Origin of the sequence: Nonomuraea sp. NPDC049655 (genome assembly GCF_044465465.1) — a bacterium.
Classification (GTDB): domain Bacteria; phylum Actinomycetota; class Actinomycetes; order Streptosporangiales; family Streptosporangiaceae; genus Nonomuraea.
In genome coordinates this window covers 754,470-774,508 of sequence record NZ_JBITLS010000003.1, presented here as the reverse complement: position 1 = coordinate 774,508, position 20,039 = coordinate 754,470, and the positions used below count along the sequence as shown (strand labels likewise).

The following is a 20,039-nucleotide window of genomic DNA, read 5'->3' as shown; positions in this document are numbered from 1 at the left end:
GCATGGGGATCCTCCGGTGAGCGACTCCACGGCCATCGGCATGGTCAGTGCCTCCCTCCGCAAGCTGCTGCTTGAGGAGTTCCGGCTCTGTCCGGCCCCCAAGGTCACCATCCTCGCCCCGGACGAGCAGGGCCCCGACCGGCGCCTGAACCTGTTCCTGTACAAGCTCGTCGAGAACCCGTTCCTCAAGAACCAGGACTGGACCGCGCACGAAGGCGGGATCGTACCGCCGCCACTGTCCCTGAGCCTGTTCTACATGCTGACCGCCTACGCTCCCAATGACGATCAGTTGGGCAACGTCACCGCGCAGCAGTTGCTCGGCGAAGCCATGCGCATCTTCTCCCAGCACGCGGCGATTCCCGCCCGTTATCTGGAATCCGGCCTGCATGCCGCCCGCGAGCGCCTGAACATCGTCAGCGACGACTCCGGCCTGGAGGAGCTGACCAACTTGTGGAGCGCCTTCTCCCAGCCGTTCCGCCTGTCTGTGCCATATCGGGTCTCCACCCTGCAGATCGATCAATCGCCGGGTGACCCGCACCCGGTGCCCAAGCGGGTCCGCCGGATCGGGGTCCCTGAACCCAGGGTCTCGTTCAAGCCGCCTGTGGTCACGGAGATGACCGGGAGCGGCACGGAGTTGTCCTTCGCGGGCACCCACCTGACCGGGTGGCAGGTCAGCATCTGGCTCGGGGGGATCCCCTTGGTCGCGGGACGACCGCTGACCGGCGACACCTTTACAAGCCCGCTGCCGCCAGGTCTCGCTCCCGGCCTGTATGAGGTCCGCGTCGAGATCTCCGGCATGTTCCGCCGCACGTTCCTGTACGAGGCGGCACCATGACACGCCCGTACGCCGACAACTTCGAGCACCTGGCCGACGAACTCGACCACCTGGACCAGCTCATCCGCGTCCGGCTCGAGGCCGGGCGCCCGGGGCTGGACGACGCCGCCCGCCGGGAGGCCGATGCGCTGCTGGGCCAGCCGAAGGGAGAGGGAACGGATGGGGACGGGCCGCTGGACGGGCGGATAGTGGCCAGGGTGGAACGCAGCCTCGCTGACGGAGTGTGGCTGGCGCTGCCCGCCCTGAGCAGTCTGTTCGGGCTGTCGGCCCTGGAGACGCGGGCCGTGGTGATCTGCCTGGCCCCCGAGCTGCGCCGCAAGTACGACCGCCTGTACGCCTTCCTGCAGGACGACGTCACCCGCCGGCGGCCCAGCGTGGACCTGATCCTGCATCTGCTGTGCCCGTCCGAACACCGCAGGTGGGCCGCCCGAAGCTGCTTCTCGGAGAATGCGCCGCTGCTGCGGACCGGCATCCTGCAACCGGTGGCAGACCCCGCCAGCCCGTCGGGATCCTCGGGGCTGGCCCAGTTCATGAAGGTCGACCCCAGGATCTGCCACTTCCTCATGGGCCTGAACGAGCTCGACGCCGCCCTGGTGGGCAGGCTGCGGCAGCACGACGGACAGGACGCCGGCCACGAGCTCGCGGACGGCGTCCTGCGTCTGATCGAGCACCACTGGTCGGGTGAGGGCCGCCCCATCGTCTTCTACCTGCACAGCCCGGCGGGATCGGGCAAACTCGACCTGGCCGCCCAGGTGTGCCGCCATCTGGAGATCCCGCTGCTCAGCGCGGACGCCGGTGCGCTGGACACGGCCGCACTGCTACGGACCTGCCTGCGCGAGGGGGTGCTGCATCAGGCGGGCATCCACCTCCCGGCCGCCGACACGCTGCCGCCCGCTCTCCTCGGAGCTCTGAAGGCGGCCGTGGCCGACTTCGGCCGGCTGACCTTCCTGGCAGGCGAACATCCATGGGACGGCGGGGACTTTCCCGGCGCGCTGTTCCACTCGATCGCCATGCCGGCGCCCGACCCACGACGAGCCGTGGCCGCCTGGCGGGAACGCCTGACGGGGCACACCGAGGACGCACAGGAGTGGGCCGAGCAACTGGTCTCCAGATTCCGGCTGCCGCCGGGACGGATCGGCGCCGCGCTCGCCCTGGCCGACAACCAGCGGCTCATGGAGCCGACCGCGAGGCCGCTGGCCCTCGCCGACGTGGCGGCCGCCTGCCGGAAGCACCTGGGAGGCAGGCTCGACGGTCTGGCTGTACGGATCGACCCCGCCCGCGACTGGCGGGACCTGGTGCTGCCGGAGGATCGGGCGAGCCAGCTGCGTGCCATCGGCGACCAGGTCAGACACCACTTCCGGGTGCACGGCGAGTGGGGATTCCGCCGAGGCGGCGGGCTGACCGTGCTGTTCAGCGGACCACCCGGCACCGGCAAGACGATGGCCGCCGAGGTCCTCGCCCACGACCTCGACCTGGACCTGTACAAGGTGGACCTGTCAGGAGTGGTCAGCAAGTATGTCGGCGAGACCGAGAAGAACCTGGCACGCGTGTTCCACGAAGCCTGGGCGGCCCACGCGATCCTCTTCTTCGACGAGGCGGACGCCCTGTTCGGCAAGCGTACGCAGGTGTCGGACGCCCATGACAGGTACGCCAACATCGAGACCAGCTACCTGCTGCAGAAACTGGACGACCACGACGGCGTGGTCATCCTCGCCACCAACCTGCGGCAGAACCTCGACGAGGCGTTCACCAGACGCCTGCGGTTCATCGTGGAATTCCCCTTTCCCGAAATCGACTCCAGATCGCGCATCTGGCGAACGTTGATTCCGCCGCATGCCCCCGTGGCCTCCGACGTCGACTTCGACGCGCTGGCCCGGCAGTTCCCGCTGAGCGGCGGAAACATCACGAACGTGGTACTCAACGCGGCCTTTCTGGCCGCCACCGACGGCGGCGCCATCGAACGGCGGCACATCCTCCTGGGCGCCCGCAGCGAGTTCGAGAAGATCGGAAAACTCTGGCCGGGGGACGAGCAGTGAGTGACGGATTTCCAGGCAAGCCGAAGATTCTGCGTGGCGCTCTCATGGAGTTCGGGCTGAGCCTTCCGCCGCTGTTCGTGGTGTTCCAGTTCAACCCGGAGCAGCTCACTCGTAACCGGTCGCTCGACTACACCCTGCCGAAGGGCACGACCGCGGCCACCCAGCGAGCCTTCCACCGGCAGAACTCCGATCTCCTGGCCCTGCAGAAGGAGCAGGTGGTCACGGTGGAGGAACAGACGATCGGCATCGATCTGCGGCTGGACGCCACGGACAGGCTCGACGAGCGCGACACCATCGCAGAGCAGTTCGGTATCGCGCCGCAACTTGCGACGCTGGAGCTGATGGTGCAGCCGAAGGAGGAGAGCCTGCTCGCAGGCGCCGCCGAGCTGCTGCTCGGCAAGGCGGCACAGGGGTTCAGCTTCACCCGCTCGGCCAATCCGCCGCTGCTCCTGTTCATCTTCGGCCGCAAAAGGATCCTGCCGGTGAACATCAACTCCATGAACATCACCGAGACCGAGTTCAGCACGGACCTGAACCCGATCAGAGCCACGGTGGCCATCAGCATGACCGTGATCGAGGGCAAGAACGTGCCCTACACGTATACGAAGGCCATGACGGAGGCGATGTCCGTGCTCAACCTGGCCAACATCGCCGACCTCCAGCACGTCGTCATCCCGGGGTGAGCCAGTGTTCAGCAACCTGTCGCGCTACCGTGCGGTCCCCGAAGAGGTGGTGGCGGACGTGCGAGGAGAGGCAGCGGTCGCGGCAGGCCTGCGGCCCCTGCCCGAGGCCCCCGCCGTGCTCACCCACGTGATCAAGGCGGGTGACAGGCTCGACCAGCTCGCCTTCGCCTACTACGGTCAGCCGCTGCAGTACTGGCGCATCTGCGACGCCAATCCCGATTACCTCTCCCCGCTCGCCCTGCTGGGCAGGGAACCGCTGATCACCACCTTTTTCCCCGTCTCCGAGCCGCGTACCGGCCCGCCCTGGGGACGAACGTTGCAGCTGCTCGCGGACACCGTGGGCGTGGTGGACGTCGTCGTGGTCGACGAGCTCGGACCTCCGCGGAACACGGCCCTGCTCGTCAAGCACAACCAGCTCGACGTCGACGCGGAAGGGATCGCCGAGGTGATCGGTGCGGTCGGATTCACCGTCGGGATCCCCGCCGAACGGACCAGGGTTGGCGCGTCCATCTTCATCCCGGCGGCGGCCGAGCCGGCAGCGAGAGGCGGTGGCTCATGAGCCGTCGCCCGGCAACAGGCTGCGGGTGCCGATGAAGCACGACAGCCTCCGCGTCGAATTCGACGGCGCGGAGATCGAGACTCTCTACCAGGACCTGATCAGCCTGGAGGTCGAGCTGGACGACCGGCTGGCGGCGATGTTCCGCCTGACGCTGGGGCTGCCGCCGCGTCCAGATGGCACCTGGCCCCACCTGGACGACGACCGCCTCGCGTTGTGGCGCAAGGTCGTCATCACCGCCGGGCTCGAGGACGACGCGCGGCGGCTGATCTCGGGCTACATCACGCATCTTCGCCCTTCCTTCGGGGCCGAGCTGAACGACTGCCGCCTGGAGGTGTGGGGGATGGACGCGAGCGTGCTCATGGACCGCGGCGACCGGCTCCGCGCCTGGCCCAACAAACGCGACAGCGACATCGCCACCGAGGTCTTCGGCGAGTACGGGCTCACTCCACGGGTCACCCGCACCGACGTGGTGCACGAGGAGGAGATCTCGACCATCGTCCAGCGGGAGAGCGACATCCGGCTGCTCCGGCGACTGGCGCTGCGCAACGGATTCGACTGCTATGTGGACGGCGACGTGGGCCATTTCGGGCCGCCGGCGACCGATGCGCCTCCGCAGCCGGTGCTCGCCGCGCACTTCGGACCGGAGACCAACCTCAGCACCTTGAGACTGCAGGCTCAGGCGCTCGCTCCCACCGGGGTGAGCATGAACCAGGTCGACCGTTTCAGCGGCGACATCCTCGAGGCCAAGGCCCAGCCCGGCCATATGCCGGCCTTGGGCGCCAGACGTGTCACCGACCGGCCCGGCGTGCTCCACGTCGGGCACGTGGTGACCACCGGCTTGCAGGAGATGACGGCACTGTGCCAGAGCCTGCAGGACGAGGCGGAATGGTTCGTCACGGGAGAGGGCGAGGTCATGGCCAACTGTTACGGCAGCGTGCTCCTCCCGCGGGGGACTGTGACGATCAAGGGCATCGGTGAGGCCCACAGCGGCGTCTACTACGTCACGCACGTCACTCACAGCTTCACGGGTGACGGCTACGTGCAAACCTTCAGGGTCAGGCGCAACGGCCTAAAAGTAACTGGCAAGGAACAGTTCACAACGGGCGGCGGGATGGCCGCCCTGATCGGGGGGACAAGATGACGGAAACCGAGATGAAGAACATCGTGGCGGACCTGGTGGAACAGGCCGAGCGCCGCTTCTACGGCAAGTACCGGGCCATCGTGGTGGACAACGAGGACCCGGCAGGACTCGGCCGCCTCAAGCTCAAGGTGCCCAGCGTCCTCGGCCCGGACATCGTCACCGGCTGGGCCACTCCCTGCCTGCCCTACGGGGGAGCGGCCGACCAGGGCATCGTGTTCGTACCGGAGCGAGAAGCCCACGTGTGGGTGGAGTTCGAGGAAGGCGACCTCGAATTTCCGATCTGGGTCGGCGTCTACTGGAACAAAGGCGACATCCCAGAACCGGCCACAGTGGGACCTCGCCCGACCCGGAAGATCATCACCACGGTCAAGGGCCACACTCTCGAGTTTGAGGACGCCGACGGCAAGGAGTCGGTCATCCTGCGCGAGGGTGCGAAGGGCCACACGATCACGATGGACGGCGACGGCATAACGATCACCGACGCGAAGGGCAACGCCGTCGAGCTGACCTCCGACGCGATGAATCTCGTCGCGAAGACCCCCCTCACCATCAACGCCAAGGGACAGCCGGTGAAGATCATCTGTTCGGCCCTCGACGTGGCGCGGAATTGAGCCGATGGGCAGGCCAGTCGTCGTCAAGAACGACCCGGTGCGCGGCACCGACCAGCACAACGTGACGGGCCCCCCGGCCAACCCGTATCTCGGTGTCGGCACATTCGACTACATCGGTGCGATCACCGACCAGGTCAGCGACTTCGTCACCATCGACGGCGTCCCCGTCGCCCTGGTGACCAGTCGCAGCACGCTGGACCCGGGACAGACCACCCCGGTGGGCCGGCACGCGGGCCCGCAGGGCACCGCGTTCGTGCCGCCGGCGCCGCCGTCCGTCCTGGCCACGCTCACCATCAGCGATGTTCCCCTGGGCGGCGGGGTGCCCAACGCTGCCGCCGGCAGCGCTCTGCTGACCATCGGCGGTGTCAAGGTCCTGCTCGACGGCGACCTGATCGACACGTGCAGCGGGATCGGGGCACCGGCGGGGTCGAAGGTGAGCGCCCGCGGTCAGTCCTGCCTCACGTGTTCGGACTGACGGCAGGGGAGGAACCCGTGAGCCTACCGCTGGGCAGCCTCGCGCCAACATTCGATGATGATGCCGACCTGCGGACAAAGATCGTACAAGTGCTGTTCACCGCACCAGGGGAGCGGGTAAATCAGCCAGAGTTCGGCTGCGGTCTGTTCAACCTCGTCTTCGATCCCAACGACCCGATCACGTCGGCCGCTGTGGAGTTCACCATCGGTCAGGCCCTTATCCGGTGGCTGGGTGACGAACTCATGGTGTCGGCGGTGGACGTGCAGAGGCAGGAGGAGACGCTGCGCGTGGAAATCGACTACGTTCGCCGCAAAGATCTGAGCCGGCGAGCTGTCCAGGTCCACTTCAGCTGATCTGGAGGGACGGGTAGGCGCACATGGCCACCATCAGGCAGGCAGGCGGCAGGCCCGCCGTCGACTATCTGGCACGGGACTACGAGTCCCTGCTGTTGTCCATGCGCGCCCTCATCCCGGAGCGCCTGCACCAGTGGAAGGACTTCGCCAACGAGGCCGATCTCGGCAACGTGCTGCTGGAGCTGTTCGCCCACATGGGCGACATCCTCAGCTACTACCAGGACCGGGTGGCCAACGAGAGTTTCCTGAGCACCGCGCGTACCCGGCGCAGCATCATCGACCACCTGCGCCTGATCGGGTACGAGCTGGGCACCGCCGCTCCCGCGGCGGCCGTGCTCAGCGTCAGCGTGCCGGGGACGGTCGAGGACACGGTCACGCTCTCCAGAGGCGACGCCTTCGCCACCCGCAGCCGCGGCGACCGGCCCAGCCTTCGCTTCGAATACACGCGTCAAGCCCCACTGATCATCGACTTCGGAGCCATCCGGCCTGACCGGCGCGCCCTGCGCAAGGTGTTCGTCGGTGTCCCGGTCGAAGAGGGCCGGCTCATCTCCGAGGAGCACCTCGGCACCTCCGACGGCACGGCGAACCAGCACTTCCCGCTGGCCCATCCGAGGCTGATCAGGCGCCCGCAGGCGGCGGGAGACCTGCTGATCCAGACAAGGCTGGGAGGCAGAACAGAGCAGTGGACCGCGCGCGAGACCCTGGCCTTCAGCCAAGCCGACCAGCCTGACTACGTCGTGGAGATCGACGCCGAGGACCGGACCACCGTGCTGTTCGGTGACGGCCTGCTCGGCAGGGTCCCGCCCGCCGGAGCGGTCGTGCTAGCCACCTATCGCATCGGAGGCGGCCTCGCGGGCAACGTGAGCGCCGGTGAGATCGACACCATCGTCGCGGCGCCGCAGCTGGACGCTCTGGGAGCGAAGGTCGCCAATCCGCAGCCCGCCGGAGGAGGGGCGGAACGCGAGGGCATCGAGCACGCCGTCCGTCACGCACCCGCCGTCTTCCGCTCGCTGGGGCGCGCGGTGACCGTCGGCGATTACAAGGCGCTCGCGCTGCGGTTCAAGGGCGTGGCCAAGGTTCGAGCCGTGCCGGCCGGCTCGAACCGGGTCACGCTGTGCGTGGCGCCCGAGGGCGGCGGCAAGGTCAGTGACGTGCTGGAAGAAGGGCTGCTCGGTTACCTGGAGGACAAGCGCATGGTCAACCAGATCGTCGAGGTGGTCGACGTCGACTACGTCCCCATTTACGTGAGCGCCGACATCGGCGTCGACAGCTCGTACGCCGGCGCGGAGGTTCTCGAACGGGTACGTCAGACTGCCGCCCAGCTGCTCGCCTTCGAGAACGTCGACTTCGCCCAGCCCCTCTACCTCAGCAGGTTCTACGAGGAGATCCAGAACACCGCCGGAGTGCTCTACGTCAGCATCACCGAGTTCACGCGCGCTGGTCCGCGGGCGCAGAGCGGTGAGGCCGCCGACACGATCGAGACCTTCGGCAAGATCGAACTGGGGCCCAACGAGATCCCGGTCATTCCCTCCGATCCCGCCTATGCCAAGGGGATCAACATCAAGGCCGTCGCGCGGGGAAGGCCCTGACGATGCGGCTGCTCGACCTCACCGCCACCCCGCACTCCAGCGGCAACCGCATCGATCTGGCCTGGCGCACCCCGGAGCCCGACCGCCTGGCGGGAGTGCGGGTGATGCGCCGCCGCGACACCCATCCGACGAGCCCTTCCGACGGGGAGCTCGTGGCCGAGGGACTCGGCCTGACGGCCGTTACGGACTGCGGTCTGCACGGGGAGACCGTCTACTACTACACGTTGTTCCCCTTCAGCGAAGACCCCAGAGCTTACGAGCCGGACCCGGGCAACCGGATCTCCGCGATGGCCCTGTCCCGCTACGACTTCGCGCAGCAGCTGTACGACCTGCTGCCCGCCCTCTACCACCGCTACGACGCCGAGCACCGGTACCTGCGGCACTTCCTCGAACTGCCGGGCAGCGAGCTAGACCGGCTCTACAGCCTCACCACCTCCATGTTGTCGCTGAAGGACCCGCGAAGGGTGGATGGGGTCCTGCTCCCGCTGCTGGCGCAGTGGATCGGGTGGCCGACCGACCGGAGCGCGCCGGTGGCCACCCAACGCAACGAGGTCCGCCAGGCGGCCCACCTCTACCGGACGATCGGCACCATCGCGGCGCTCGACGCCACGGTAGCCCGGGTGAGCGGCTGGGCGGGGCGTACCAAGGAGTTCACCCACAACGTGGCGCGCACCAACCAGCCGGAGCGGCTGAATGTGTGGTCGCTGCGGCGGGATGGCGCGGGCCAGTGGCATGAGCCCGCGCTGACGTCGGTCAACTTCGCCTACGACGGCCGCCCGGCGGCCGTGCGCGAGCCCGACGGCTCGCTGCTGATCTTCTACCACACGCATCGGCGGCATGGCTGGGATCTGTGGGCCAAGCGTCTGCGCGACGGCCAGTGGGAGGCGAGCGCGCCGGTGGTGGACCGGCATGGCATCGATCAGCACCCGACGGCCGCATGGCAGCGAGCGACCCTGTGGTTGTTCTGGGAAAGTTACGATCCGGTCCACCGCCGCCGGTACCTGTCGTTCAGCACGCGCGCCGATGACACATGGTCTCCACCTCAGGCGTTCATGGACCAGCAGACGGACCGCTGGCGCCCGGCGGCGGTGAGCGACGCGGCTGACGGCGTGTTGCTGTTCTGGCTGGAGCAGGACGTGATTCGGTTCAACAGGCACGACGGCGCAGACTGGGAACTGACCAAGCCGGGCTCCCTGCCCGCCGGACACGGCCTGGACGACCTCTTCGCGCTCATGACGGACGATCGCGTGTGGTTGTTCTGGACGTTCCGGGACACCGGCGCAGACGAGCAGACCTGGTCGAGCGTGGCATACCGTAGCCGCGCCCTGAGCAGCGGCGACTGGTCGCCGGTGTACAACCTGCCCAAGAGCGGCCACTACCATGATCGCCAGCCTGCCGCGCGGGCGATCGAGGGAGGCGTCGAGCTGTTCTGGAGCACGACCCGCTACGGCGGCTGGTCGATCAGCCACAACACTCTGACCACCGACTGGGGCGAGGCCGAACAGGTCGGGTCGAGCCCGGCGACGCGGCGCGCCCCCTTGCCGGTGGACCTCGGCGCCGACGGCACGCTCCTGCTCTACCGCTCCAACCAGAGCCTGGAACGCTCCAGCGCCGTCTACGCCGCGACCCGCACCCTGGACCACCGCTACGCGGGCACGACCACCGTCGACACCACGGCGAAGGCCAAACTCGCCCTGCAGGGCAGCTTCGCCGACTTCCAGACCTACCTCTACGACAACGGGCGAGCCGACAAGGACCGGATCGCCGACGACACCATCGGGGTGTTCCTCACACCGCCCCGCGCCGTCGATCCCGACCAGGCCGCCGAGATCGTCACCCGGCTGGGCAGGGTGCTTGCCGACTTCGTGCCGGTGACCACCCGGCCGGTCTTCATCTGGACGGAGTAGCGACATGTTCACTTACGTCACCAGAGTCAGACGGTGCACCGACGGGCCGGAACCCGTCGATGAGAAGTGCGGCTGTAGCAGCGGCTTCGACGTGCGTAGGTACGCCGACGGCGGGCTGCTCGCCGCGCCCGAGAAGTGGACCGTCAGCAAGCCCTACGACGCCGACGAAGTGGCGGCCGACCTGGCGGCCGAGCGGGTGATGGCCGGCCAAGACGGGAAGCGCGCCAACGACCTGGCAGGCTTCGGCCGGGCCTTCGGCCACGACTTCGCCGGCGTAAGGCTGCACACCGACGGCGCCGCCGCCGGCTTCGCCAGGACGATGCACGCGCAGGCCGTCACGGTCGGACGGCAGATTTTCTTCCGCGAGGGCGCCTACCAGCCGCACACCCCCAAGGGCCGGCGGCTGCTGGCACATGAACTGGCCCATGTCGTCCAGAACGACCGCGACCACCAGCCGCGGGTACGCCGCTACCACTGCCCCACCCAGGACCCGCCGAGCATCAATCCCATGACCGGGATCGCCGTGCACCAAGCCATCCAGAAGCTCTTCGCCCTGACCGTGAAGGGAGCACTCAGCATCGGCATCCCCGGCGCGTCCGACAGGCCCAGACGCACGGAAGGGTTGTGCGGTGCGCCGAAAACAGTGATACCGCCTCAGCCTCTCGGCGGCCGAGCCGGAATGGGTTTCCCCGACCTGGCCGTGATCCGGAACAGGGTGCTGTCCATCGCTGAGATCAAACCGGCTTCCAAGGCGTGCCTGGTCGATGGCGAGTTCCAGCTCAGCAACTACCTGGGTCAGGCCACCGCCATGGATGACAAGCAAGTCGCCTGGCGTAAGGGGATAGGCGTCGACGTCGTCGGTGGTATTGACGCGTCCATCTTCCCCGGCCGCGTCATGCTCGCAGGGCCCGTCGCCATCTGGTTCGACTGGTGCCTTCCCGGGCTGCTCGGCTACCACCTCTACAGGCTGGAGCCGCTGCCCATAACGGTTACCCAGGACGCTCGAGACAAGGAGCGCGAGAACCTCAGACAGGAGGCCAGACGACGGCGGCTGGTTCTCGCGGGGGCCGCTGCGGCGGGCGTCACCGCAACCGTGAGGGTGATCGCGGGCAAGGCGGTTTGGCGGCATTTCTGGGCCGTGGTGATCGCACGGTTCGCGGTACGCGCGGCCGCGGCGGCGGCGCTCGCGCTGGCCGACGGGCCGCTGCCCTTCGGTGAACTGCTCGACCTGGGGCTCGCAGCGGTCACCGTCGTGCAGATCGGCATCGAGTGGAACGACCTGTGGCGGCAGGCCGACGAGTTGGCCGCACAGGAGGGCGCATGATCGGTGCGGCCCGGAGCGCGATTTGCGAGCTCTTTGTGTGATCTTGCTGAATCAGCAGCGTGCGGTCGCTATGCCGGTGCCCGCCGGCGGATAGATATGGAAGAGGCGGTTCGGCGAGAAGATGGCCTTCACCTCGGGGATCGACCGTCCACGTGATCTAGCATTCACCGGGGTGAGCGATGGCTGACTTTTCCCGGCCACCGTCTGAGGTTCTGGGGCAGAGCCTCAGCAAAGGCTACGTCGGGGCGCACATCGAGCAGGGTGTTCCCGTCCTCGACCGCGATCTGAACCTGCAGCACGACCTCATCTCGTCCACGGTGCGTTCGATCGCCTCCAATTGTGTTGGGGACGGCATCTCGGTCGGATCGAAGGTTTTCGAGATCCGCTCGATCACGCCGGAGGCGGAGCAGCCGGCATCGGAGTCGGACAACGACTTCTGGATTCTCGCCGGCAAGTCGGTGTCGGACGTGTGCCTCGTGGGCGGCGTCGAGGTGAGGAACTTCACCAAGCTCAAATACAGCTCCCAGAAGCTTCCCGACCTGACGCCCCCGGATCGCCAACAGGGCCCGGTCCGCGAGGACGTCGTCTACCTGGACGTGTCGATGAGCACGGTGGACGGCTCGACGGACAAGGACCTGCTGAACTGCGGCGACATCGGCATGCAGACGTCTGTACGGCTTCGCCCTTCCTGGGTGGTGCGGGTCGCCGAGGGGAAGACGGAGCCTCCCGCACCGGCTGAGCCCGGGCACATCCACTTTCCGTTGGCGCTGCTGCGGCGCAAGTCGGGCAATCCCGCGATTGAATCCCAAATGATCACGGATCTCCGCCAGCTCATCCTGCCTCTCACCGAAGTCCAACGCCAGCTTGACCTGATGGAAAGGCTCCTGCTGAGGCCGTATTTCGACCCCGACTCGGCCAACCAGATCAAGCCGGTATTCGGCGCCCTCAACGCAGACGTGACGTTGCACGGACGCAACTTCAATGTCTATGCGGAGGACATGGTCAAGGTCTTCTTCGGCCCAGATCCTGTGACGGTCCTCTCGACCCATGCGACAACCATCAAGATTCACATTGGGAAGCCACTCCAACAACGACCAACGCACGTGACCATCCAGACGGCCGGCGGTTCGGTGACCAGCGACGCGGTCTTCACCTTCGAAGAAGGCGGCGAGCGCCCGAAGTTTGCGGCCGGTGCGATCGAGTTCACCCCGCGATCTGGCGGCAAGGATGTCGAGATCACCCTGTACGGCACGAACTTCGACGCCACATCAGCGGTGTGGTTCGGAACGAACACGATGGCGGAGATCGTCCGAGTCATACCAGAGGGCCTGGTGGTGAAGGTCCCCGACGGTCTGCTCGGACAAGTGCCCATCAACGTCGCCACGGCCGGTGGTGTCGCCACCACGAGGGAGCCCTTCAACGCAGGAACGGCTCCAGAGTTCGCCGCCTCCGGTGCCCAGTTCACTCCTGACACGGGCAGGGCGGGCGACCGCGTGTACCTGTCGGGAAGGCACTTCGACGCGCCACCCGTCTCGGTGTTCTTCGGCATGTTGGCCGCAGAGGTAGTCAGCGTCGACGACGAGCTCATCGTTGCTACGGTGCCACCCCAAGCCGTGGGAGCCCAACGAATCCGTGTCATCACCCGCGTCGGCTCCGCAGTGAGTGACGACATCTTCACCGTCGTGTCCCACTGAGGAGGATGACATGTTCGAAATCTATCCCAAGGGACAAGCGGCCCCGGAACATCTGGAGGCGGGGGCGGCAACCTCGCTGCTGGAGTTCACCGAACAGTCTGCGGCTGGTACGGCGGAGGGGCAGAGGGACATGTGGATCAGGATCGTCAAGGTGGGCGACGGTTGTGGTCCTTCGGGGCCACCGCACCCGACAGTCCGACTGAAGGCCGACACCGGGGCGGTCGTGGACGTGCCGATCTCCCCAACGCCGGTCGTGATCCCCAACGGGTCAAATTCGGAACAGGCGGCGAACGCGAGGATGACCGCGGAGGCCGATGACGTCTACCTGGTCCACGTCACCATCCTCGTCCATATTGCCAAATGGCAGCTCCAGCTGGTCAACAACGAGACGGCACCACGAGGCTTCGTCTGGGTGGTCGCCGACCAGAAGGACGACAGCCGGCAGCCGTGGATCGACCTGCCGCTCGCGCTCGACTTCGCGGCCGACGTCGGGCAGGAGGTCACGCGGAGCGTCCAGGTCGTCAATCGTGGCACCGGCACTCTCACGATCGGAGACAGCGAGGGTTTCCAGCCGGGCCCGGGTCTCGTCCTCACCAGCGTGCCGACGAGCCTCAAACCCAACGCCTGCGCCAACTTGGACATCACCTTCACCGGTGCGCCCGGACCCGCCACTGTTCACGCCGTCTACGACGTCACGAGCAACGACACGAAGGCGAAGACGACCACCGGGCACAATCACCGGCTCGCGCTGACGGCTGTCACCCGGCTGCCCCCCGGCACGATCCTGCTCGCCGACCGAGACACCGCCGGAGTGGACGGGGAGTCCGCGGGCGGGGTCATCAGGGTGGACCCGACGACGGGACAGCAGGGGAGGTTGTTCGGCGGCCGGCACATCGCCGGACCCTCCGGCGTGGCCATCGAGGCGGAGGGGACGATTCTGGTCGTCCGCGAGAACGAGCTCGTCCGGCTGGATCTATTGACGGGGCAGCCCTCGGTCGTGGCCTCCGGCGACCCACTGGGCAGATTCCACGTGGGGCTGGCCATCGAGGACGACGGCCAGATTCTCCTCACCCACACCGGACGCAGGGGCCACGGCAAGGGCGAGCTCGTCAGAGTCCGTCCGGACACCGGCGAGAGCACTGTACTGACCGAGAGCAGATGTGATTTCGCCGGACTGGCGCTGGAGGCTGACGGCACGATTCTCGTCGTGGAACAGGGCATGTCACCTGACAAGCCGCGCGACCTCCTCAGGGTCGATCGGCATACCGGGCACCCGACGGTCCTGACCACTTTCGATCCGCCCTGCAGGCCGGTCGGGCTGGCCGTGGAGCCCGACGGCCAAATCCTGATCACCGACGCCCTCTCCGCCGACGGAACGGGCAGCTTGATCCGGTTCAATCCCACGACCATGAACAAGACGGTGCTGTCCACCGGTCAGCTCTTCCGCGCTCCGTGGGGGATCGCCGTCGAATCCACAGGTTCGATTCTGGTCTCCGACCACGAGGCGTTCGGCCACAAGGGCGGGGTGATCCGCGTCCATCCGCAGACCGGAGACCAGACGACGGTGAGCGCCGGGGGGCTTCTGGTCAGTCCGCTCATGATCACACTGGTGCCACCCGGCGATCGCCGGGCCCGTGCCCTCTCGCCGGTCATGAGCGGCGCGACCGTCACTCGCTGACATCGGTTCGGCCGGTGTCCCGTTCCTCTCTACGCCGCGATGGGAATTCATGGACGAGAACACGTTGAAGCGGAGCGAGTACTGGGATCACGACCTGTACACGCCTCGCCTCGGCGCCACCGGTAACGCCCAGAGTTACACCGACATGCAGCGATATCTGCTGCCCATGGACCAGATCCGCAACACCGCCTGTCTCACCTGGGGCGTGGCCGTCGGGCTGGCCGTACAGGCGCCCGGAGGCCCGGGAGGGGTGAGGATCAGTCCGGGCACGGCGATCGACGGGGAAGGCCACGTGATCGTCCTGCGGGCGGGTGGCGCGGCCGTCGTCGACCCGGCCGCGGACCCGGATCAGATCGACGACATTCTGACCGTGCCCGTCGCCGACGACGGAGTGGTGCTCGGAACGGCCAAGGTGTCCGGTGACTGCCTCCTGACCGTCACCTGGCTCGAAGTGCTGCAGCAGGAAAGCCCCGAGAACCCGCACGTCCTCGTGCATGCGCCATGGATCCGTCTGATCGACGCGAAGGACTTCGACGACGACGGCACGCAGGTGGTGCTGGCGCTGCTCACGCTGGACGACGGCAGGGTCGTGACCTTGTCCGGGAGCAGGCGCCGTCTCGCGGGCCTGCCCACCGGCCGCCTGGAACTACGTGCCGTCACGGAGACCGCCGGAGGCGCACCTCGGGTCAGACAACGTGTGATGGCCGAGTTCGCGGCTGACCCGGAAGGCTCCGTCGTCCTCACCCTGACTTCGGGGGGCCACCTCCGTCACCCGCTTGCCATCGAGGGCACCACGGGCGACCTGGTGGTCCACTCGACGCTTCGCGCTCAGGGCAACGCCGAAATCACCGGCACTCTGACCGCCCAGGCCACCACCGAGGCCATAGGGGCGCTGAACGTCCGTGGTCCCCTGAACACGTACGGCGCGGTGAACGCGCAGGCGCATGTGACTGCCCGTGGCGGATTGGAGGCATACGGTCTGCTGGCGCGCGGGTTCACACAAGTGCGGCAGGACGGGATCGCCAATGCGGGTGTCTCGTTCTTCCAGGACGGCCCCAACGCCGATCGTGCTTTCGTGGGCATGGCCGATGACAACACGGTAGGTGTCTGGTGTCAGGTGATGTACGGGTGGCCGTTGCGCATCAATGTGGCAAACGGTGAGACCCGTCTTGACGGCAGTCAGGTCATCGTGGGGAACAAGCTGGATGCCAGGGGTCCTCTGAATGTTCAGGGCGTACTTGATGCTCAGGGCGTCTTGAATGCTCATAAAACTTTCAACGCGCTTGGTGTGCTGAACGCGCAGGCGGCTGTGAATGCGAATGCCGGGTTGAATGCGCATGGTCTGGACGTCTTCCGGCGCATGCGGGTACGGCAGGCCGGGGACGCCTCGGCCGGACTCTGGTTCTTCCAGGACGGCCCCAACATCGACCGTGCCTTCATCGGCATGTACGACGACAACGCATGGGGCCTGTACAGCGGCCCCACCGGCCAATGGCCGCTGGTCATCGACCTCAACACCGGTGAAGCCGCCTTCGCCAGCGGCGGGGAGGTGTTCATCACAGGGAATCTCGACGTCCGCGGCCTCAAGGCCTATTTCCAGAACAACATTCAAGTCGAGGGAGGCGCCTACATCGCCGACGGCATTGACGTCCGCGGTTCGTTGGCCTATTTCGGTTCTGATGACGTGCGGGTTCATGGGTCCAGGCTGTACGTCCAGAACACGCTCCGGGTGGTGGGGGCCTCAAGTCTCGAGGGCGGGCTCACGGTCCGGGGGCCCGTGGACAAGCCTGGTGGCACCTTCACCATCGACCATCCGCTCGACCCGGGCGGCAAGTACCTGTCGCATTCATTCGTCGAGTCACCCGACATGCTCAACGTGTACTCCGGCGTCGCCGTCACCGACGACCAAGGCGTGGTCACCGTCCCCCTGCCTGACTTCTTCGAGACGCTCAATCGCGATCATCGTTTCCAGGTCACCCCGATCGGCCGGCTCGCCTTGGTCGCCGTGGACGACGGGGTGCGGAACAACGCCTTCACGATACGCACCGATCAGCCGAACGTCAGGGTGTCGTGGCAGGTGACCGGCGTACGGCAGGATCCGTGGGCTCTGGCCCATCCTGTCGTTGTGGAAAGGGTGAAGCCGGAGGGAGAGCGGGGATTGTTCCTCTATCCGGAGGAATACGGATATGCGGCGAGCATGAGAATCACAGATCCGGTGGACGCCGCCAGGTAATTCAGAAAGGAAATCGACGTGATAGACCAGTTGCGGGAACGGCTGGGGGAGCTAACCCGGGAATACCAGCTCGGCGAGGCGCAGTTGCGCGATGTGGTTCGGCAGGACGCGCTTCTTCGGGAGACGCTCCTGCGCATCAGCGGCGCCATGCAGGTGCTGGAGGAACTGTGCCAGGCGGAGGAGGCGCGGGAAGTCCCGCAGCCTTAGTTCAGGTCGAAAACGTAGACCCTTCGAAGGAGGAAAAATGACAGCACTTCACGGAAGCGCCTCCGCAGCCGGCGAAGCCGGAGTCACCGGCGACAGCGCACAGTTCTACGGTGTCCTTGGGATGGCCGGGCAATCCGGGGTCTCGGGCGTCGCCGGGGTCAACGAGAACGGTGGCGACGGCGTGTCCGGCCAAGGCCACAACGGGGTGAGTGGCAGAAGCCGGACCGACGATGGCGCGGGAGTGATGGGGCATAGCTCCGGCGTGACGGGCTCCGGCGTGCTCGGTGTCGGCGAAAGCGGACACGGAGTCCTGGGGGTGGGGAAAGGTGGCGCCGCGGGGGTCAAGGGCATCAACGAGAATCCCAGTGCCCCCGGGGTGTTCGGCCAAGGACACATCGGTGTCTGGGGCCAGAGCCTCAATGAGCACGGCTTCGGGGTTTTCGCAGTCGGCGGAGAAGCCGGAGTGCTCGGCTTTTCAAACGTCCCGAGCGGGCACGGCGTCGACGCGATAAGCAACCAGGGTCCTGGCATTTACGCTCAAGGATCCCCTGCCGGCATGTTCCAGGGCGATGTCCGAGTCAACGGAGCCCTGAACGTGCAGAACATCGACGTCCTGGGCCGGATCTCCGCCGTGGAACAGGCTCTCACCAGTGCGGCCCAGCAACAGATGGCTGATCTGAAGCAACAACATGCCGCGGACGTCCAGCGTCTGACCGAGGCGATCGCCGCCCTCACGGCGCGGGTGGCCGCGCTGGAGAGCTGAGCCTCCCGAGCCTGGTCTCTTCGAGCAGGGGAATGAGGGGTTGAACCGGTCCACGGTGCAGCGGGTGCTAAGCATCCTTCGCACCTGCTGCGGGATGTGGCGCGACCCGATCCTGGGGCACGACGACGATGACATCGGGGGTGTGGAGGGGTACATGCGGCGCTGCTCACTGTGAAGAGGACACCTTCGATCAGGAGGGGCAGTTCCTGTCGGGCAGCAAGGGCATCGACGGCGTCAACGCCTGGTGGGCCATGGTCCCCGACCCGGTGCGCCGACAGATCGAGCTCGGCCGGAAGCCGGTGTTCATCTACGGCGACGCAAGCAGAACCAGCACGTCCGAACGCAATGCCGTGATCGCCGCGCAACGCCTGGAGGACGTGCGCAGGAAACCGGTCATGCTCGCCGGACGCCAGTGTTCTCGTGGCCGAGAACACTGGCTCGGTCCAGGACGAGCGCAGCGTCCTCATCGAGCGAGGTCGCCGCAGCGCTCGCGCCGGCCGACGGAACGCTGTCCTTCGGTGAGCTGCTCGATCTGGGGCTCGCCGCCCACCATCGTGCGGATCGGCATCGAGTGGACCGAGCTGTGGCGAGAGGCCGACCGGCTCGTCGCGCGGAAGGGCTCGTGATCCGGGCGGGATGGAACGCGATCTACGAGCTCTTTGTGTGACCTTGCTGAATCTGCAACGGCGGTCGCTGTTCTGGGCTGCGCCAGCGGATAGATATCGAAGAGGCGGTTCGGCGAGAAGATGGCCTTCACCTCGGGGATCGACTGTTCACGTGACCTAGTATTCACCGGGGTGGGCAATGGCTGACGTTTCCCGGCCGCCGTCCGAGGTTCTGGAGCAGAGCCTCGGTAAACGTTATATCGGGGCGCATGTTGAGCAGGGTGTCCCTGTCCGTGATCGCGATCTGAGTCTGCAACACGACCTCGCCTCGTCCACGCTGCGTTCGATAGTCTCCAATTGTGTCGGTGACGGCATCTCATTCGGGTCGAAGGTCTTCGAGATACGCTCGATCCCGCCGGAGTCGGAGCAGCCGGCATCGGCGTGGGACAACGACTTCTGGATTCTCGCCGGCAAATCCGCATTGGACGTGTGCCTCGTGGGCGGCGTCGTGGTGCGGAACTTCACCAAGCTCAAATACAGCTCCCAGAAGCTTCTCGACCTGACGGCCCCCGAGCGCGAACAGGGCCCGATCCGCGGGGACGTCGTCTACCTGGACGTATCGATGAGCACGGTGGACGGCTCGACGGACAAGGACCTGCTGAACCGCGGCGACATCGGCATGCAGACGTCTGTGCATCTTCGCCCTTCCTGGGGGTGCGGGTCGCCGAGGGCGAGTCTGGAGCCTCCCGCACAGGCTCTGTCCGCGCACACCTATCTTCCGTCGGCGCTGCTGGGGTCAAGGCAAGGGCCAGCTCATCAGAGACCGTCCGGACACCGGCAAGAAGACCGTGCTGACCGACAGCGACTGTGATTTCGCCGAGCTGGCGCTGAAGGCCGACGGCATGATGCTCGTGGTGGAGCAGGGCATGTCTCCCGACAAACCGCGCAATCTCCTTCGGATCAATCGACAAATCGGACGGCCGACCGTCCTGACCACCTTCGATCCGCCCTGCAGGCCGGTCGGGCTGGCCGTGGAGTCCGACGGCCGGGAGCAAGACGGTGGTGTCCACCGGTCGATTCTTCTGCTTGCCATGGGGGATCGCCGTCGAACCGGGGGGTTCCATCCTGGTGTCCGACCACGAAGCCTTCGGTCACAAAGGCGGCGGGATCCATGTCCATCCGCAGACGAGGAAGCACATGACGGTGACTTTGCCCAGTCCACTCATGGTCGCGCTCGTGCCGCACGACCAACGCCGGATCCGTCCCCTCTCGCCGGCCATGAGCGGCGGAGTCGTCGCACGCTGACATCGGTTGGGCCGGTGTCCTGTTCATCTGTACGCCGCGGG

At 66.8% G+C, this 20,039-nt stretch carries 19 protein-coding genes; all 19 read left to right on the top strand.

The window, feature by feature from the left end; translation table 11 throughout:
* Positions 1-16: 16 nt before the first annotated feature.
* The 19 genes from ACIBQ6_RS13380 to ACIBQ6_RS13290 all read left to right on the top strand — a co-directional run bounded on the left by ACIBQ6_RS13380 (position 17) and on the right by ACIBQ6_RS13290 (position 19,998).
* The gene (locus ACIBQ6_RS13380) at positions 17-835 is read left to right on the top strand and encodes a DUF4255 domain-containing protein (RefSeq protein WP_397211958.1); all 819 of its coding nucleotides are present in this window, start codon (positions 17-19) and stop codon (positions 833-835) included.
* Complete coding sequence (locus ACIBQ6_RS13375; RefSeq protein ID WP_397211956.1) at positions 832-2,871, top strand: ATP-binding protein; 2,040 nt, start codon at positions 832-834, stop codon at positions 2,869-2,871. The genes ACIBQ6_RS13380 and ACIBQ6_RS13375 overlap by 4 nt, the downstream gene beginning before the upstream one ends.
* Before the next feature lie 44 nt (positions 2,872-2,915).
* Positions 2,916-3,554, top strand: coding sequence for a hypothetical protein (locus ACIBQ6_RS13370; RefSeq protein WP_397211954.1), 639 nt, complete (start codon positions 2,916-2,918; stop codon positions 3,552-3,554).
* Between the two features lie 4 nt (positions 3,555-3,558).
* Positions 3,559-4,113, top strand: coding sequence for a hypothetical protein (locus ACIBQ6_RS13365; protein WP_397211952.1), 555 nt, complete (start codon positions 3,559-3,561; stop codon positions 4,111-4,113).
* Positions 4,114-4,144: 31 nt separating this feature from the next.
* Positions 4,145-5,254: a phage late control D family protein gene (locus tag ACIBQ6_RS13360; protein WP_397211950.1), complete on the top strand. Its 1,110-nt coding sequence runs from the start codon at positions 4,145-4,147 to the stop codon at positions 5,252-5,254.
* A gap of 11 nt (positions 5,255-5,265) precedes the next feature.
* Positions 5,266-5,865 carry a phage baseplate assembly protein V gene (locus tag ACIBQ6_RS13355; protein ID WP_397211948.1) on the top strand — a complete coding sequence of 200 codons (600 nt, stop codon included), beginning with the start codon at positions 5,266-5,268 and terminating at the stop codon, positions 5,863-5,865.
* A 4-nt stretch (positions 5,866-5,869) separates the two neighbouring features.
* Positions 5,870-6,340 carry a hypothetical protein gene (locus tag ACIBQ6_RS13350; RefSeq protein WP_397211946.1) on the top strand — a complete coding sequence of 157 codons (471 nt, stop codon included), beginning with the start codon at positions 5,870-5,872 and terminating at the stop codon, positions 6,338-6,340.
* Positions 6,341-6,357: 17 nt separating this feature from the next.
* On the top strand, positions 6,358-6,693 hold the full coding sequence (locus ACIBQ6_RS13345; protein WP_397211944.1) for a GPW/gp25 family protein: 336 nt from the start codon (positions 6,358-6,360) through the stop codon (positions 6,691-6,693).
* Between the two features lie 23 nt (positions 6,694-6,716).
* Positions 6,717-8,282, top strand: a complete 1,566-nt coding sequence (locus tag ACIBQ6_RS13340; RefSeq protein WP_397211942.1) for a baseplate J/gp47 family protein — start codon at positions 6,717-6,719, stop codon at positions 8,280-8,282.
* Between the two features lie 2 nt (positions 8,283-8,284).
* A complete protein-coding gene (locus ACIBQ6_RS13335; protein ID WP_397211940.1) occupies positions 8,285-10,189 on the top strand; it encodes a phage tail protein in 1,905 nt (634 codons plus the stop codon).
* 4 nt (positions 10,190-10,193) lie between these two features.
* A complete protein-coding gene (locus tag ACIBQ6_RS13330) occupies positions 10,194-11,513 on the top strand; it encodes a DUF4157 domain-containing protein (RefSeq protein WP_397211938.1) in 1,320 nt (439 codons plus the stop codon).
* Between the two features lie 179 nt (positions 11,514-11,692).
* Positions 11,693-13,207 (top strand): IPT/TIG domain-containing protein, encoded by a 1,515-nt coding sequence (locus ACIBQ6_RS13325; protein WP_397211936.1) that lies wholly within the window; start codon positions 11,693-11,695, stop codon positions 13,205-13,207.
* A 10-nt stretch (positions 13,208-13,217) separates the two neighbouring features.
* A complete protein-coding gene (locus tag ACIBQ6_RS13320) occupies positions 13,218-14,885 on the top strand; it encodes a hypothetical protein (protein ID WP_397211934.1) in 1,668 nt (555 codons plus the stop codon).
* A 49-nt stretch (positions 14,886-14,934) separates the two neighbouring features.
* The gene (locus ACIBQ6_RS13315) at positions 14,935-17,118 is read left to right on the top strand and encodes a hypothetical protein (RefSeq protein WP_397211932.1); all 2,184 of its coding nucleotides are present in this window, start codon (positions 14,935-14,937) and stop codon (positions 17,116-17,118) included.
* Between the two features lie 18 nt (positions 17,119-17,136).
* Positions 17,137-17,325 carry a hypothetical protein gene (locus tag ACIBQ6_RS13310; protein WP_397211930.1) on the top strand — a complete coding sequence of 63 codons (189 nt, stop codon included), beginning with the start codon at positions 17,137-17,139 and terminating at the stop codon, positions 17,323-17,325.
* 37 nt (positions 17,326-17,362) lie between these two features.
* Positions 17,363-18,088 (top strand): hypothetical protein, encoded by a 726-nt coding sequence (locus ACIBQ6_RS13305; RefSeq protein WP_397211928.1) that lies wholly within the window; start codon positions 17,363-17,365, stop codon positions 18,086-18,088.
* Positions 18,089-18,216: 128 nt separating this feature from the next.
* Positions 18,217-18,714, top strand: coding sequence for a hypothetical protein (locus ACIBQ6_RS13300; protein ID WP_397211927.1), 498 nt, complete (start codon positions 18,217-18,219; stop codon positions 18,712-18,714).
* Positions 18,715-18,892: 178 nt separating this feature from the next.
* Positions 18,893-19,564, top strand: a complete 672-nt coding sequence (locus ACIBQ6_RS13295; RefSeq protein WP_397211925.1) for a hypothetical protein — start codon at positions 18,893-18,895, stop codon at positions 19,562-19,564.
* A 188-nt stretch (positions 19,565-19,752) separates the two neighbouring features.
* Positions 19,753-19,998, top strand: coding sequence for a hypothetical protein (locus tag ACIBQ6_RS13290; protein ID WP_397211923.1), 246 nt, complete (start codon positions 19,753-19,755; stop codon positions 19,996-19,998).
* Positions 19,999-20,039: the final 41 nt, after the last annotated feature.

Excerpts from the sequence above, each read along its gene's own strand:
- ACIBQ6_RS13300 (WP_397211927.1), top strand. The coding sequence starts at position 18,217 with ATGACATCGGGGGTGTGGAGGGGTACATGCGGCGCTGCTCACTGTGAA.
- ACIBQ6_RS13330 (WP_397211938.1), top strand. The coding sequence starts at position 10,194 with ATGTTCACTTACGTCACCAGAGTCAGACGGTGCACCGACGGGCCGGAA.
- ACIBQ6_RS13340 (WP_397211942.1), top strand. The coding sequence starts at position 6,717 with ATGGCCACCATCAGGCAGGCAGGCGGCAGGCCCGCCGTCGACTATCTG.
- ACIBQ6_RS13350 (WP_397211946.1), top strand. The coding sequence starts at position 5,870 with ATGGGCAGGCCAGTCGTCGTCAAGAACGACCCGGTGCGCGGCACCGAC.
- ACIBQ6_RS13370 (WP_397211954.1), top strand. The coding sequence starts at position 2,916 with ATGGAGTTCGGGCTGAGCCTTCCGCCGCTGTTCGTGGTGTTCCAGTTC.
- ACIBQ6_RS13360 (WP_397211950.1), top strand. The coding sequence starts at position 4,145 with ATGAAGCACGACAGCCTCCGCGTCGAATTCGACGGCGCGGAGATCGAG.
- ACIBQ6_RS13375 (WP_397211956.1), top strand. The coding sequence starts at position 832 with ATGACACGCCCGTACGCCGACAACTTCGAGCACCTGGCCGACGAACTC.
- ACIBQ6_RS13320 (WP_397211934.1), top strand. The coding sequence starts at position 13,218 with ATGTTCGAAATCTATCCCAAGGGACAAGCGGCCCCGGAACATCTGGAG.
- ACIBQ6_RS13305 (WP_397211928.1), top strand. The coding sequence starts at position 17,363 with ATGACAGCACTTCACGGAAGCGCCTCCGCAGCCGGCGAAGCCGGAGTC.
- ACIBQ6_RS13355 (WP_397211948.1), top strand. The coding sequence starts at position 5,266 with ATGAAGAACATCGTGGCGGACCTGGTGGAACAGGCCGAGCGCCGCTTC.
- ACIBQ6_RS13335 (WP_397211940.1), top strand. The coding sequence starts at position 8,285 with ATGCGGCTGCTCGACCTCACCGCCACCCCGCACTCCAGCGGCAACCGC.
- ACIBQ6_RS13295 (WP_397211925.1), top strand. The coding sequence starts at position 18,893 with ATGGCTGACGTTTCCCGGCCGCCGTCCGAGGTTCTGGAGCAGAGCCTC.
- ACIBQ6_RS13315 (WP_397211932.1), top strand. The coding sequence starts at position 14,935 with ATGGACGAGAACACGTTGAAGCGGAGCGAGTACTGGGATCACGACCTG.
- ACIBQ6_RS13325 (WP_397211936.1), top strand. The coding sequence starts at position 11,693 with ATGGCTGACTTTTCCCGGCCACCGTCTGAGGTTCTGGGGCAGAGCCTC.